6 protein-coding genes and 1 pseudogene are annotated in these 15,697 nt (G+C 65.2%); 4 read left to right on the top strand and 3 right to left on the bottom strand.

All coding sequences use genetic code 11. The features are described 5' to 3' along the window. Positions 1–32: 32 nt before the first annotated feature. Positions 33–998, top strand: a pseudogene (locus AC07FA_RS01950) (tyrosine-type recombinase/integrase); the annotation flags it as partial. Positions 999–1,577: 579 nt separating this feature from the next. On the opposite strand, the gene AC07FA_RS01945 reads toward AC07FA_RS01950, so the two are convergent. The 3 genes from AC07FA_RS01945 to AC07FA_RS01935 all read right to left on the bottom strand — a co-directional run bounded on the left by AC07FA_RS01945 (position 1,578) and on the right by AC07FA_RS01935 (position 13,899). Next, positions 1,578–8,441, bottom strand: a complete 6,864-nt coding sequence (locus AC07FA_RS01945) for a polymorphic toxin-type HINT domain-containing protein (RefSeq protein ID WP_479072732.1) — start codon at positions 8,439–8,441, stop codon at positions 1,578–1,580. 197 nt (positions 8,442–8,638) lie between these two features. Then, positions 8,639–12,256, bottom strand: a complete 3,618-nt coding sequence (locus AC07FA_RS01940) for a LamG domain-containing protein (protein WP_479072731.1) — start codon at positions 12,254–12,256, stop codon at positions 8,639–8,641. Between the two features lie 101 nt (positions 12,257–12,357). Then, positions 12,358–13,899 carry an FG-GAP repeat protein gene (locus tag AC07FA_RS01935; RefSeq protein WP_479072730.1) on the bottom strand — a complete coding sequence of 514 codons (1,542 nt, stop codon included), beginning with the start codon at positions 13,897–13,899 and terminating at the stop codon, positions 12,358–12,360. A gap of 374 nt (positions 13,900–14,273) precedes the next feature. On the opposite strand from AC07FA_RS01935, the gene AC07FA_RS01930 reads away from it, so the two are divergent. The 3 genes from AC07FA_RS01930 (at position 14,274) to AC07FA_RS01920 (ending at position 15,531) form a co-directional block, all read left to right on the top strand. Beyond that, positions 14,274–14,591, top strand: a complete 318-nt coding sequence (locus tag AC07FA_RS01930; protein WP_479072729.1) for a N,N-dimethylformamidase beta subunit family domain-containing protein — start codon at positions 14,274–14,276, stop codon at positions 14,589–14,591. 146 nt (positions 14,592–14,737) lie between these two features. Further along, positions 14,738–15,340, top strand: a complete 603-nt coding sequence (locus tag AC07FA_RS01925) for an acyltransferase (protein WP_479072728.1) — start codon at positions 14,738–14,740, stop codon at positions 15,338–15,340. A 53-nt stretch (positions 15,341–15,393) separates the two neighbouring features. Beyond that, complete coding sequence (locus tag AC07FA_RS01920; protein ID WP_479072727.1) at positions 15,394–15,531, top strand: hypothetical protein; 138 nt, start codon at positions 15,394–15,396, stop codon at positions 15,529–15,531. Positions 15,532–15,697 lie beyond the last annotated feature (166 nt).

Here is a 15,697-nt window from a genome sequence, read left to right as displayed (position 1 = left end):
CTCAAGCTCCGGAAGTGGGCGCACATGCTCCCGCCTGCGTCCGCCTCCATCTCAACCCCGGCCTCGGGGCCAAGAAGCTCGCCCCTCACCGCCCGCGACGTCCGCACCTTCCTCGACCGCCTCCGCCTCACCTGCCAGTGCTGCGCCCAAGGACGCGACACCGACCGGCACTCCTGCTGCGCCATCGGCGAGTGCTGCAACAAGCGGCTCTCCCCGCTGACCGTGACCTACGTCCACTCGGTCCTCAAGTCCGCCCTGGAGCACGCCGTACGCGAAGACGACCTGCCCCGCAACGTCGCCCGCAACGTCAAGACCCCAGCACCCCGCCCCTGGCGCTTCAAGCCCTTCACCGCGAGCGAGGCCCGGCAGTTTCTCCACGCCGCCAGCAGCGACCGGCTCCACGCCCTGTACGAACTCGCCCTGCGCACCGGCCTCCGCAAGGGCGAACTCCTTGGGCTGCACTGGGAAGACCTCGACCTCAACACAGGAACCGCCACCATCCACCGTTCCCTCCAGCGCACCCGCACCGGCGGCCTGGCTGTCCTGCACACCAAGACCCGCGCCTCCGCACGCCGCATCGTCCTCCCCACCGAATGCGTCAACTCCTGAAGACCCACCGGGAACAACAGGAGGAAGCACGCCAGACCGCGGGAATGGACTGGTCGGACAACGGCCTCGTGTTCACCACCCCCACCGGTAGTCCTCTCGAACCCGCCAACCTCACCCGCAGCTTCAGCCGACTCCTCCACCGGGCCGGGCTCCGCCGCATCCGGTTCCACGACCTCCGACACTCGACCGCCACCCTGCTCCTGGAACAGGGCGTCGACCTCGTCATAATCAAGGAACTGCTCGGCCACGCCCACATCGGCGTCACCGTCGGCGTCTACGCCCACGTCCGACTCCGCCTCCAACGCCAAGCCATCGACACCCTCGGCAACGCCCTCGCTGCCCAGGACGACGACCCTGACGACCCGCCCGCAGCAGCCGTCGTCCGCTGACGTTGCCGTCAGACGCCCAAGAAGCCCCGCCGGAACGAATCCGGCGGGGCTTCTTGCACTCCGAGAGGGGGCGATTCACCGCTACGCCAATCCGAAAGGCGTCACGCAGAGATGAGAACTTATCGTGACGTCCGACTTGCCGGACAGATCCCCTCCGTCAGAGGTTGTGGATCACCACGACTCATCGCCCGTCAGAACGATGATTACCTCATCAGGCTCATCGGTTCCGTCTCCGTAGATGTCGACCCGATTATCTACATTCGGAACGGGAATCAGCAGTCTCACCGATTCATTCGGATCCGAAATTTCGAGGGATGCCTTGGGGAGAGTCAGATTCCCTGAGTACACAAGGACCTTTCCACTCGGCTGGTAAGGACCCTGCACACATTGGACTGACGCCGGACCACTGGCGGCTTGCTGCACCGCGATGAACAAGGAGTCCGGACCACCGTGCACTACATCAGCAGCCGCGTCCCAGCCAGCATGGTTGTCGACACTCCCAGGCGCGGCAGCAACAACCAGACCGTGGGCGAATCTTGTCGTGCATGAGGCGAAGAGCATCATTAAATCCACCTACAGTCATGGTTTCCACACCGGGAAGTCATAGTACTCCTTGATTAGCGTGCGCACGATCCCGCCCTGCTGTTTGGAACATGCCTTGCAGTGCGGATACAGAGTCCACGGACCGTTGGGCGCGAGCTTATTCGGCGGATTGTGGTCACCAGTCCAGTGACCGTCTTTGTATCCCGATTTGGCCGCCCCACATGAAGCGCAGCCATTTCGGTCACCGAACTCGTTCATGATCCGCTTCTCGTGAGCGAGGACAGTGTCACCGCGTTCAGCGGTCACTCCTTCTGCTTTCGGGCCCTTTATTGCCGGCCCAAGAGTCACATTGCAGAGCGAATCTTCGTTGACGTTGTGCACGAGTACTGATGTGGCCCCCGCCAGCACATAGTACGTGTGCAGGTCACTGACCGTGAGGTTATGAACCGTGGCCTGTGCAGTCCACCGCTGAACCCCAGTGATCTGCACCAGGGTGCCAGCGCCAGTCCGGAGCCACTCGCCCGACTTCAGGTCCGTCGCGTCGATCCAGTCCCCGAGTTCCGGGACCCAGAATGGGTGGCCGTCCGTTGCAGTGACCGAGGCCGTCTTCTTGCCCTTGTCACCGTCCGTGTCGATCGTGACCTTGACGAGCCTCTTGGCGCCCTTCCCCTTGATTTCGGCAGTGACGGTCTCGATCTTCGTCCTGCCGGTTTCAGGTTCAGTGGCTATCACCTCGTCCCCGATATCGACGTCCTTGATCGCCTTTGTGCTTCCATCGGCCATCAAGACTTTTTCTTCAGGGACAAAGCTATTAGATATTGAACATGAGCCACCGGCGTTCGCCAGCGCCGCCTCGGCCTCGTCCGCCTTCTTGCCCAGCTTGAACCAGCCCTTCAGGCTGGATGTGAGCTTCCCAACGAGTCCCCAGATGCGTTTACCCAAGGCAACCGCCTTGCTCCACCTCCAGGGTGCTCCGTACTTCGCCGCAAGTTTCCCGACAATTCCGCCGGCGAAACTTGTGGCCACGTTCACGATCGTCGCGCCACATGCGCCCAGGGCGCCTGTGGTGAAGCAGTCCAGCGCGTCCGTTATGCCGAGCTCCTCCATGGCGATGGAGGCGAGTTCCTTCGCCACCTGTATCGCCTTGCGCTTTGCTCCATCGGCCTGGGAGCGAGCCTTTACTGCCTTTTTCTCGGCCGGGGTCGGCGCGACGTACGGCTTGTAGTACTCGTTCTTCGATATGTCGTAGCCGCCACCGGTCTTCGGCTTGCAATTTACGCCGCGCATGAGGCAGTCATCGGGCTTCATGCCACTTGGGTCAGAGAGCGATACTGGGTTGTGGTTCGCATACGCGTAGCCGTTCATCTGCACCGGGTCGGTGTAATCGATGATCGGGTCGAGTGAGATGAAGCGGCCGTTGGCCGGTTCGTACTCGCGTGCGCCTACGTTGACCAGGCCCGTCGAGTCATCGACGGTCTTTCCGAGGAAGCCCTTGTCGTTGACCCAGGGGCTCGTGCCACTGCCGCGCTCCTGGCCGAAGGGGTCCATCCGGCGGCGAGTGACCGCGCCTGTCACCGCGTCGACCGCGATCTCGGCTGTGCCGTGGTGGTCGGCCGCCAGGTGCTGTACACCCTTGGCCGTACGCATCGCGACTGTCTTACCTGCGAAGTCGTAGTAGCGCGTGGCGGTTACGGCCTTCGTCGCCGGGTCCAGGCGCAGTTCCATGCCCGGTAGGTAGAGCGTCTTCTCGCCGACCACGTTGCGCAGCAGCCGCGCGCCGCTCCCGTCGTAGATGTAGTCCGTCGTCTTGGCGCCGGTGACCTTGGACAGCTTGCCTTGAGAGTTCCAGGTCAGTGCCTGGGTGTTTCCCTGGACGAGCCGCTCCGTTGTGTTGCCAGTCTTGTCGTACTTGTACGTGTCCTGGGACTTGACCTCTGGGGAACCGTTGAACGCCGGGGTTAGCTGTTCGACCTTGGTGAGGGCGTGCGGGCCGCCGTCATCGGCCTCGCCCACGATTCCGTCCTGGTCAGCGTCTCCGTAGCTGTACGTGCGGGTGGTGTTGGGCGCGCCGCCGGTCCCGTGGGAAGTCTCCGTCTTGCGGTTGCCCGTTACGTCGTCGAAGGAGTACGAGCGCCAGTACGGCGCCGGTCCACCGACTGTGGAGGCGGTCGGCGATGCGGTGCAGGCGGCGTTCGTGCTGCCGGTGCCGATCGCGGTGTTCGGGGTGGTCGAGCTGGTCCAGCTCTGTGTCATCCTGCGCTGCCAGTCGTACTGGAAGCACTGGCTGTCCGACACTCCGCCGGTTGCCTGATCGCTGATCGATGTGACGTTGCCGGTGACGTCGTAGGTGTAGCGGGCTTCGTAGAGAGGCGCCGCCCCTTGGCGCACGACGGTCGACTTGGTCGGTCGTCCGGTTCCCAGCTCGTAAGCGAACATCTGCGTGGTCGCCTTGGCGTCGGCAGCCCCGTTGCTCAGGTCGATCTGCGTCAGATCACCCAGGCCGTTGTAAGCGGCCTTCTGGACATACGTGTAGTTCGCACCAGGCCCGGACGAGTTGTAGATGCTCTGCATTGCCGTCGGGCGCTGCAGGTTGTCATACGTCATCTGGAGCGCCTCAGTCGGGAGGTCACCCGCCGCGGGGAAACTGGTCGACTGAACCGTTCCGTCGTGGTTGTACGCGGTCTTGTACTCGTAGGTACCGCCCAGTTCGGGCTCTGCCGTCTTGGAGATCGAGTAACGGGTGGTCAACGGCTGGTAGTTCGTGTCGAACGACATGACGAAACTCGCCGCATATACCGTGCCATTGGCATAGGTGTAGGAGCCGTACGGCTGCCCCTTGGCGACGACATCGTAAGTAGCCGCTGTCAGCTGCTTACCATCGACCGGCTCGCCCTCCCACGTGGACGTGGGCCGGCCGAGTCTGTCGTAGACCGTTGAAATCTTCTTCTGCTCGAAATTGGTGGTGGACTTGAGGCGGTCCAGCGCGTCGTATTCGTAGCTGCTGGTTCCGGCGTCAGGGTCAGTGGATGTGAGCTTTCTGCCGCGCTTGTCGTAGGTGTACGACCAGGTGTTGTTGTTCTGGTCCTTGACCGAATCAAGCTGTCCGGCCTGCGTGTACGTATATCTGGTGGCTACGTAGTCGGCAGCAGTTCCGATGGGCAGTGGAGTGTCGCCCTTGTACTGGCGGACCTCTGTCGTCTGCCCACGGGCATCAGTGATCGTTGTGGTGGGCGCCTGGCCGTTCGGCGGGTCTGTGTGGACGCGGTCTCCGCCGTACGTGTAGGTGGTACGCCACTTCTCCTGCTCGGCAACCGCGAAGATTTCCGCTGTCTTGCGGCCTGCCCCGTCGAACTCCGACAGACTCTGACCATTAATTCCCGCGGTGACGTCGAAGCGCGTACCCGACGGGGCCTCGGTCGTTACGTAGTCAGAGTTTGTTTTTACTACCTGGCCGAGACCGTTGTAGAAAGTGTCGGCAATCTTCCGCCTGCCGTCGGCGGCTTCCGTCTGGACCTGCACCGGGCGCAGATTTCCGTCGTACAGGGCGTACTCGGGAACCCCGTAAGTGCCGTTGTCCTGAAGCCTCTCAGTCATGACGGCGGACGTGTCATTCGTGCGCACCAGGTATCCGTACCTGATGCTCGGGATGTTCGTTGCTTTCGGTTGCCGGTCGGCGAGCCACACACCCGTCAGCCGTCCGAGCGCGTCGTAGCCCAGATCTGTACGTCGTGTGTTGGGGTCGGTCTGGGCGGAGGGCACGCCCCAGGCCGGGTTGTACTCGGTGGTCGTCTGCCAGCCGAGATAGTTCGTCTCGACCTTCTTGGTCGTCAGGCCGTCGGTTTCCGAGTACTGCATCGTGGTCGCGGTGCCATCTGCGTCCTTGACCCGCAGCGGGCGGCCGAAGGCATCGAAGTCCGTCGGCGTCAGCTCGGTGACGGTCTCGTACACAGGAGTGGTGCCACTGAGCGACGCGAAGCGCTGGATCTTGGTCGGGTCGCCCTTCACCGGGCCGACGCCGACGGCCTGCCCGTCGTAGGAGGTGAGGGCGTCGGAGAGGGTGAACTTGGCGTGGTTCGCCGTGTCGGCGCAGGTCGTCGCGGTCTTCAGCACTCTGGAGGGAAAGTCCAGCATGTGCTTGGTCGCGTTGTCGGCGTACGACGTGATCGTGCACTGATTGTCTGTGCTGTCGCCGTCGAGGCCGAAGTCGTCGACCTTGGTGGCCCGGCCGGTGGCGGTGTCATAGGCGGTGCTGCTCTTCACCACCTGCCACTTCGGTACCGCCGGGGTGTGCCCCGTCAGCGTGGTGTAACTGGCGTTCGTGGCAGGGCGGATGTAGCGGGACTCGGTCGTCACGCCCTGGGTACGAGTCCCCGTAACGTAGGTCCACGGCGTGCTGATGGACTTGGAGACCAGTTTGTCGGCAGTGAAAGCACCGTTGTAGGTGGCGGTTTCCAGCTCGAACCCCGACAGATAGTCGGAGTCCTTGCGCACGGTGCCGGCCGAGTCGGTGATCGACACCGACCGCGTGCCACCGTCCGGATTCACGTCGCCGTCGAGGCCACGGAAGAATGTGTGCTCGGTACGAAGGTTCGTGGCTGCGGCCACCCCGCCCTCGGAGTTGGTGACCCGCACCTTGCCGTAACCGCGCCAGTCACCCCAGGTGACGAACTTGCCCTCGGTTATGCCGTCCGGCCGGCTTTTGCGCCAACCTGCGTCTCCCACGTACTCGTACGAGGTGGTCATGTCCGGCGTCCCGCCGACCAGGTCCTCCTGCGAGACGTGGTCGACCACGTACTTCTGGAACCAGTCAGTGATCGGTTCCTCAATGCCGGGCGGGTTCCACTTCACCGGGTAGCAGCGCTTGGTCGACTTGCCCTCCGCCGGGAGGGTGGTGGCCGAGCAGTCAGTATCTGCGTACACGACGCTGAGGTGTCCACCGGTCTCGTTGGTCACCCCGCCCAGGCGGAGCCGGTTCATCGCCTGAATGTTGTCGTTGGGAATGTCGATGCGGTTGGGTAGCTGCGTTCCATGCAGTTCGACGGAGGGCATGGATGCCGTGCCCGCCACCTTGCCGGTGTGGTCGATGTACTTCAGCCAGAGGGCTTTGGAGCCGTCACCGTTATCCGTGAACTCGTGGGTGAGCTTCCAGGAGTCGACGTCCTGATAACCGGTGCCGGAGCGGATCTGGGTGGTGATCGCGGAGAGCTTCTTGCGGGTCCAGAACGTCGGAGAGTTCTGCCCCTCGCACTTCGTGGACACCGGGCAGTTGCGGTCCCAGGGGACATCCGGCCAGCGAGTCGCCGTGGCATCGGTCAAGTCGCCCGGCTCGCAGTCGGTCGCGGCGGCAAGGCAGCGTTCGTCGGTGGTGAAGACGACTCGCCCCGGTGCCGGCGTCGTGTAGACCTTGGTGTCACGCTGGCCGTAGTCGACACGCTTGAGGTAGCCGCCGCGGGTGTACGGCTTGCCGTTCTCCAGGTACTTGAGGTTCTGCGTGTAGTAGTTGGTCTCCTTGCCGTAGTGGTACGACATCACGTTGCCGTGCGCGTCCTTCACGTACGACAGATTCCAACGCCAGGCCTGGTTGCAGAACGACGTGTCGAAGGTCCCTGTGGTGCACGGCTCGTCGGCATCGTCCCCATTGACCGGCACGGTCCAGGTGGAGTTGGTCGTGGGATCGGGGTCGGTAACCGTCGTCGTAGCCGGATCGTCCGCGCGCCATCCGGGGAGGCGGTCCAGACCGAAGTAGTACTCCAGGCCACCTGTGGTCGTCAGCCGCCAGTACTCGCCGTCGTTGTCACCATTGACTGTGCCGGTGAGCCGCTCGATCTTCGAGTTGGTGTCGTTGCTCAGCCGCCACCGCCCTGCCGAGCCCGCAGGGGTGTCGAGCTTGATGATTTCACCGGACGTACCGTCGGCGAGTTGGATGGTCGCGTTGTCGAAGGCCCAGCACTGGTCGCCGTTGGCCTTGTCGTGGCCGTCCTGGGCGCATCCCTTGTAGCGGCGCTCGATGAATCCGGGTTCATAGCCGAAGCCCTGACCGACCCAGGAGCCCTGGGCGTTGGTCGTGGCCGTCTGGCCATCGACGGACTGCGAGGTGTACGCCAGTGTCACCCCCGGTGCGAGTCCGCCGGGCACCGGTGGCGTGCGCATGGGGTAGGTCCAGTTGAAGGCACCCGAGGAGTTGGAGACGCTCCAGTCGGACGACGGCTGCAACGACGTCGCGCCGTAGCTGCCCTGGTCGCCGGAGGCAGCCGCGGCCGCGGCAAGCAGAGTGACACCGCTGCCCGTCGAAGCGGCGCTGATCGGCTGGGTGGACAGGCCGGTCTGCTCGGGTGCGGCGTCGACCGTGACCGCCAGAGTCTTCTTCGCCGTGGCGTTGGTGCTCTTCAATTCGCGCGGTGTGGAGCAACCCTTCTTCTCCGGCGTCGTAAGCAGGCACTCCGGATACTGCACGAAGCGGAGTCGGGAGCCGTAGCCGCCGCCGTACGCTTCGGCGAACCCGGAGTAGTCCAGCTCGACCCTTACCTTGCCGGGCTCGGCAGCCCCGTCGGTGCGGGCCACCTTGAGCAGGACACCGTCGACACCGGCGGACTGTGCCGCCTTGCGGTCGAGAACTCCGACCTCTACCGAGTCGGGGCCGGAAGCGGATGCTGCGGCCCTGAGCGGGAGCCCCTCGGCCTTCGCGGGCTTGGTGGTGACCGCCAAGTCGTCGCTGCCGGGTTTGGGCCAGCTGACCTTCGCCGGCCGGGTGACCTCGAGGGCGTCGACCGGATTCGCCTTGCGCTTCTCCGCGACTCCGTCCTTGCCGCGCGCCGGGTCACGTTCCGCCTGGGCCGCTGGGAATGACGCTTCCTTGGCGTCCGCCTGGGGCACGTACTGAGGCAGCAATCCGAGGGCCACGGCCATACCTAGGGCTGCGGCTGCTCGCCGTCGCGCCGGCCGTTTCCACAGCCCTGGTCTGGTCCGATACCACAAAAGCGAAGACATCACTGCTCCCGGTTGGGGTGTGGATGTGCTGAGCACGGGTGCGAAATGCAAGTGCATGGCGCGGTTCGTGGTGGGTGGACGTATCTGCCCACCCACCACGAACCGCGTGGTCAGGCGGTGGGGTCGGTGCTCCGGAGGCCGGCCGCCATGGACTCGTTCACGACCCCCTGGAAGGCGCGTACGTCATCGAGTGCGCCCGAGAAATAGTCGCTGCCAGTGGTCCCCGTGAGGGAGCGGCCGATCTGGATGCTGACCGTGGAAAAGTCCCAGACGTTCGGCCACAGGCTCTCCGCGCCGGCCAACTGTCCGTCGACATAGAGCCGCACGGTGCCGAATACCGCGTCGTAGGCGAGGACCAGGTGATTGCCCGCGTTCTCTGATGTCGGCATGGCCATCGTGTCGTGCACGGAGGTAACCGTCGCGCCGCCCGCAGGGGCGTCCTTGTCCGTCACCACCAGCTGCCAGCGGTCAAGTGCCTGGGAGTACTTGACGACAGCTGCTGCACCGTTGGGGCCCGACAGCGAGAGGGCGGTCTCATCGCGCCCCGGCGCGGCAGTGGCGATCCTGGCCCGAACGGTGACGGCGAAGCTGCCGCTCTCGGCGAAGAGTCCGGCCTCACGAGTCGCGTATCCCGTTGCCCCGTCCAGCTCCAAGTGCCCGTCGCCGTTGAGCGGCTGCTTTGGAATCGTCGTGCAGGTCGGGTCCAACTCGTCACAGATCAAGTCGCTGACCTGGAAAATGGAAGCGGAGCCGGAAACGCTGAGCCCGGTGCCTCCCTCGACGTCCGGAGAGACGCCTTCACTGAGCTCGTCGAGCGGCCAGGCACCCAGCCGCGTGGGAGCCACGCCGATGACCGTGCCCAGTTCCGCGGGAGTGAGCAGCCTGTCGTAGAGCTGAACCTCGGAAAGCGTCCCCTTGAGCTGATTCGTGTAGCCGGCCAGCGACAGAGAACGTCCCAGCTGGAGGCCGCCCGTGGCGTTCCAGGTCGTGCGACGCGCCACGGGAGTGCTCGCGACGGCGACACCCTGCTTGTACATCTGCATCGTCTGCTTCTCGGCGTCGTACACACCCACCAGGTGGGTCCACTGCTTGACGGCGGCGACACCGCTGTCAAGGACGCGCGAATCGCCGAACGCATCCATGCCGGAGTCCGGCGAGCGGAACACCCACCGCTTGGTGCGGCTGTCGTACCCGAGCGAGAATCCCGGCTCCGCCGTCCCGTCCTGGCTGACGATCGACATGTCGTGCGTGGGGAGTTCGGGCAGGTACACCCAGGCCGCCACTGAGAACGTCTTCGCGGTATCGACGACCGGCCCCGCCGTTGCGAGGTACGCATCGGACGTGCCGTTGAGGGCGACACCGGAGCGTGTGCTCTGCTCACCCGGGTGGGTGGTGCCGAAGACCGCAGCGGAACCCTTGGATGCCGTCGGGTCGCCCGGCCGGCCGGCCGCTTCGGTCGCGGAGGACGGATCGTCCAGCTTCCATGCTGCGGCGGGGCTTCGCCCCTTGTCGACCATGAACGTGTAGCCCTCGGGGGTGACCTGTGACCTGCCGGAAGCATCGACCGCGGTGACCGTCAAGGTGTACGCACCAGCAGCTGGAGGCGTCCAGCGCAGCTTCCCCGGTCGGCCCGTACTGGTAGCGGCCGACACCGTTCCCGAGGTGCCGTCGTGGAACTCGTACCGGTACGAGACGACATCGGTCGACGTTGTGGTGAAGGTGAATGTGCCGTAGTCGCCCACTCCGGGGCGCCACACGTCATCGTCCTTGTACTCATTGGACGCCACGGTGGGCGCTGCGGGGCTGGTCTTGTCATAGATGAACTGGCAAGCCGCAGGAGGTGGAACGCTCCATGCCCCCCATGATTGCCCGTCACTGCCGCGCACCTGCCAGGAGATGACCGTGTTCTCCGGAATGGTGTACGCGACAGGGTTTTTGGCGGTTCCCGAAATTCCCACTTTCGCTCTGAATGTAGCGATACCTACTTGATTGTTCTCCGGGTCGCTCAGGGTTGTCTTCGTGTCGGTGACGAATGACTTGTGGACAACGGTGGTCGTGCCGGGCGTGGTCCACGAGACGTAGAACTCTGCCTGCAGCGTCTCGGCGTTGCCACCGAGGTCGTTGTGGTCGGAATCTCGGATGACAGCATTCATCGTCGGCACCATGAATGTGTAGGGACGCGTCGAGCCGACAGCGCACTTGCCGCCCGGAGACGTGCTCATGGTGGACAGAGACGGCTGCGAGGGTGGCCGGTTGTACGTGACCTCCAGTTGTCCGTTCCCACAGAAGCGGTTCCAGTAGGCGTAGCTCGACTCGTCGGACGCCGCGAGGCGGAAGGTCGTCGTCGCCCAGCTCTTGTCGGCGGCCTCCTGAGCCGCGGACTTCACGTTGAACCGCAGATTCTGGTTGGTCGACGTGCAGGACCCTGCGCGGGCGGACGTGGAAGCGGAATCGATCGTCTTCTTCACCGTGGGCTGGTTGCCCCAATTCGTGGAGGAACTGATGGCGCTTCCACTGCCGCTGTTGACCCTGGACAGCACAACCGATCTGGCGGTGGCGTTGTAAGCGTCGGCCAGCGTGATCGCGAACTCGGCGGAAAGGATGTCCTTGCCGACAAGACCGGAGGTCGGGAGTGCGTAGAACTGACGCTTCCGGTCGTCGCTGCTCGCGCACAGCGCGGAAACGTCCGCCGGGCACCTCCCGACGCCCTCGTTACCGGAGAACTTCCAGAATTCCGCGCTCGCGTAGTGCGAGGACACCATCGTCCAGCCGGAACGTGTGTAGGTCTTGGAGACCGGGTCTATGTAGAGCGGCAGCGTCCCGGTCTTGAGCAGGTCCATATCGGGGGCCAGGGTCATCGAGTTCCCGCGCAGGCCAACCTTCACGTTAGACACCTTGGAGCCCTCGCCTGGGCCCTTGGTGAGGTCCTCGGCCGGGTCTGCCGCAGGATCGTCTGTGGCGTCCGTGCTCATCTCCGAGCCCGCCACGCGGAGCGTCTTCGCAACGGAAGCGGCCTGCCGGGCTGGGCTGGAATCCCACATCTGTGGCTGAGGTGCCTCGAACACAGGGCCGTCCGACCCCGTATCGACGGCCACGACGCCGCCTTCGGCGCCTGCCTCGAGACGAACGCCATCGGTCTCCACCGGCAGCTCGATCGACGCGAGTTCGGGATTGTTCGCCCCCTCGGCGGTCTTCACCACCAGGAGGTGCGAGAACCCGTCGTCCTCAGCTGTCACAGTCAGGTCGACGCCGGGCAGCACGTCCACGAACTTCGCCGTACTGCCCTCGACGGTGGGCTTGGGCAGGGTGCCCGGCCAGCTCACCGACATCGTCTTACCGGCTCGCTCCAGCGACGCGAACGGACCCTTCCCACCGCCCGAAACAGTCATGGCGACCGTAGAAGCCTTCGGCGTCCAAGACCCGTCGGCCTGCTGGACAAGAGTGGAGTCGAGGTCAACCCACTTCCCGCCCTTGAAAGCGCGCACGGGCTGGACGTGCTCCCGACGTGTGAACGTCCCGTCGGGGTTGGCCAGCGTCTCGCTCCGCTCGGTGCGGAGATTAAGTGCTTCCACACGCTTGCCCGACGCGGCGGCTTCCGCACGAGCCGCGTTCTCGGAACCCGCCGTGGCGTCGCTATCGCCTTCCGCCGCGGCTGCCGGCCGAGCAGCGGTCGGCCCGGTCTCCGGGATACCCGTGATCACCGCAGCCAAGACCGCTGCCGATGTCACAGCAACGACCGCACCCCGCGCCAGTCCCCGATTTTGCGTACGCCTGAACACGCCTGTACTCCCCACCCCTGTTGTTCGTTGCTGTCTGCGGAAGAGCTGCGTTATCGGACTGTCGCGCCGAAGGCTGCGTTCGCTGCGGGGAACCCGCCCTGCCCCGGCTTCCAGGACTGTGAAGGCGCTCCGCCGTCAGGCGTGTTCCAGGGGAAGGCATAGACCGCCCGCCCACCGACCGGGCCGTACGGGACTCCCACGTAGAGCGCGCTCTGTGCGGCTCCGAGGCTGATACCCGTGTACATGCGAGGTGCGCCCGGTGACGGAATGCCGCTCCCGGGGCTGATCCAGCTGTCGGAGGTTCCCGGGTCGCCCAGCATCGAGAACAGCTGTACGCCGCCCTCGTCCTGGCGCTGCGCGTCTGATTCCTCACCCGGTACACCGACAGCAAGTCGCATGCCTGCCGCGGTACTGACGACATTGGTGGCCGTATTCACCGCCGCCAGCCGCTGGCCGAAGAAGTCACTCTGCTCGGCATCGCCTGCGACGCCCGTCGTGTTCTGGTCGAGCCACTGGGTCTGCACGACCGTGCGGTCGGCCTTGATGTGGTAGAGCTGCACGGCGCCGGCGTCGGAGATGCCCCCCAGGTCCTCATTCGGTACGCCGACAGCGAGCATCGAGTCCGTTACGGTCGCCGCTCCTGCGGGACGGTAGGGAGCCATTGCCAAGGAGGACGCGTACTGATCTCCGCTCTCGCCAGTTGCATCATTTGTCCCGGTGAGCGACTGCCCCATTCCGAACAACGGGAGCGGGATGCCGTCAGTGTTGATTGAGGGTACGAACACATGAACCCCACCGGCCTGCTGCACCGCTTCGCGGGATTCCCCGGGTACGCCGACCGCAAAATGTCGATTCGTCGCGGCCAACGCCGCACCGAAGCGGTCATAGGGTTCGGGGTCGTCCCACACACTCATGGAATCCTGAGACACGTTCGCCACGCTGCTGAACGCGGTACCGGCGACATAGTGAATCATCCCCATGTCGACGACTCCCTCGTAGTCCTCACCGGGAGCGCCAATCACCAGAAACGTCACCCCGGTCGTAGACTGCCCGGCTGCCAGCGCATAACCCAGCATGTCTCCGTGCTCCTCCGAGGAGCTGCCCAAATTGGAGCCTTGGGCAAATCCCTTGCTCGCTAGTCCCTTACCAAGCCCGGCTGGCGAGCCGTAGACGATCTGCACGTACCCCGCATCGTTCACCGTGCCAACATCCTCGAACGGGATACCCACAGCCAGATCGCTGCAGCCGTCCTTGTTGGCGTCGTACACCGCAAGCGAGAAGCCGAACTGATCGCCATCTTCCGGACCGTCCGCCACGTTCACCGTCGCCTGGGAGATCTCGTCGACCTGACCGCCTTCGTACGCGATCCGGACAAGCCCCGCCTTCGCCAGTCCATTGACTGTTGCTGAAGGATCGGCAATGGCGACATCGCGCGCCCCATCACCATTGAAATCGGGCTCGGCCCCGCCCGCACACACAGCCGTCGCCTCTGCGTACGACGCGACGGCCACACCGCTCATGCCGACCGCAAGCAGAGCTGCCGCAAGAACACTGGCAGCTTGATGTCGCCGACCTCTGCGCACCTCAGACATGAAGCCTTCCCCACCCCGATCGCAAATGAATGGTGCAGAGCTTCCGCCAAAGCAGTTTGAAGGCACAAGTACTTATGTCCGACATCCACACCTTCGTGCGGTCACATTTTCATCACGTCGCCTTTACATGGAATACAGCTCGGGGACTCGCATTGTGGCTGGTTAGCCGCTTGTGGGATGGGCGTTGGGCTTACAGGTGAACTGCGCGCGACTCACCCGCACACCCGAACATCGGGGCAGAGATCGCACGCTCTGCAGCGGACAAATCCTTACGCCAGGACACCGGGATCGGTGAGGGCAACAACGCCGGGGCACTGGCGCAAATTAGCGAGCGAGCCCGACTGGCAAGGGATGCGCGTTCGGTCGCGGTTCTCATGTCGCCACTGGCGTACAGATCGGCGACCCCTCTCGTCGTCCGCGAGAGCGACCACTGGTTCTGGGCTGGGACGGGCCTGCGCGACAACGACGAGATACCGGAACTTGTCGCGGTGGAGGCCGACGGATTCGATCCGTCGATGCCGCGCCAGGAGAACGTCACGCAAACGCTGCTGTCCGCGTCGTCGTACAACGACAGCATGGGCGGCCGGCGCCGGACCCAGAACGCCAGTCTCTGTGAGAACGACGAGGGAACACTGGTCTTCGCCGCCGGGACCTTCCACTGGCCGCTTGCCTCAACGCGCCCGAGCACCTGAATCCCCAGATCCGGCGCGCCACCGGCAACCTCATGGCCCGGATGCTGGAGCAGCGCAGCCGGTAGGGGCGGGGGGCGGTGTGCACAGCCTGACTGGCAGGGATCGTAAGCTCTCCGGGCAAGTCCGCTCTTCGGAAGGCGCACCACGTGAACTACAGAGTCCAGCCCACCGCCCAGGTCGACGAGAGCGCCGCGATCGGCGACGGCAGCAGCGTCTGGGAGCTCGCCCAGATCCGCGAAGGTGCCCGGCTCGGCGAGGGCTGTGTGGTCGGCCGCGGTGCGTACGTGGGCACCGGGGTGCAGATCGGCGACAACGTCAAGATCCAGAACTACGCCCTCGTGTACGAGCCGGCCGAGCTCGGTGACGGCGTCTTCATCGGCCCGGCCGTGGTGCTCACCAACGACCACAACCCGCGCTCGGTGGACCCCGAGGGCAAGCAGAAGCGCGGCGGCGACTGGGAGGCCGTCGGTGTGAAGGTCGCGGAGGGCGCCTCGCTCGGTGCCCGTTCCGTGTGCGTCGCGCCGGTGCGGATCGGCCGCTGGGCCATGGTCGCCGCGGGCGCCGTGGTCACCAAGGACGTGCCGGACTTCGGTCTGGTCGTCGGCGTCCCGGCCCGGCGGATCGGTTGGGTGGGGCGCGCCGGCGTGAAGCTCGTCGAGCGCGAGGGCGAGCCCGGGGTGTGGGAGTGTCCGCAGACGGGTGCCGTGTACGAGGAGCAGGACGGGGTTCTCGCCGAGCGCGCGGTGTGACTCGATCGCCGTTTGATCTCGATCCAGGGCGTTCACCGGTGATTCCGGCCCCCATGATCCGTACCTTGTACGGACGCCTCGGCCCCTGGCCGACGCTGACGGTGACCGTGATGACCCTGCTGGTGCTGTCCTGCCTGGTGCATCGCTACTGGGAGCGGCCCGCGGTCCGCTGGTCGCGCACGAAGCTGTGAGCGGTCTGGTCGCATGCGGCGGGGGGGGGGGGGGGGGGGGGGGGGGGGGGGGGGGGGGGGGGGGGGGGGGGGGGGGGGGGGGGGGGGGGGGGGGGGGGGGGGGTGGGGGGGGGAGGGGGGGGGGGGGGGGGGGCCTGGGCGATGCTCCCGGAGGACGCGGGCGGGG

The organism is Streptomyces sp. NPDC045968 (genome assembly GCF_056430475.1).
Note: the sequence above shows the minus strand (reverse complement) of the source record. Positions and strands in the feature narration are given on the sequence as shown.

Excerpts from the sequence above, each read along its gene's own strand:
- AC07FA_RS01920 (WP_479072727.1), top strand. The coding sequence starts at position 15,394 with ATGATCCGTACCTTGTACGGACGCCTCGGCCCCTGGCCGACGCTGACG.
- AC07FA_RS01935 (WP_479072730.1), bottom strand. The coding sequence starts at position 13,899 with ATGTCTGAGGTGCGCAGAGGTCGGCGACATCAAGCTGCCAGTGTTCTT.
- AC07FA_RS01930 (WP_479072729.1), top strand. The coding sequence starts at position 14,274 with ATGTCGCCACTGGCGTACAGATCGGCGACCCCTCTCGTCGTCCGCGAG.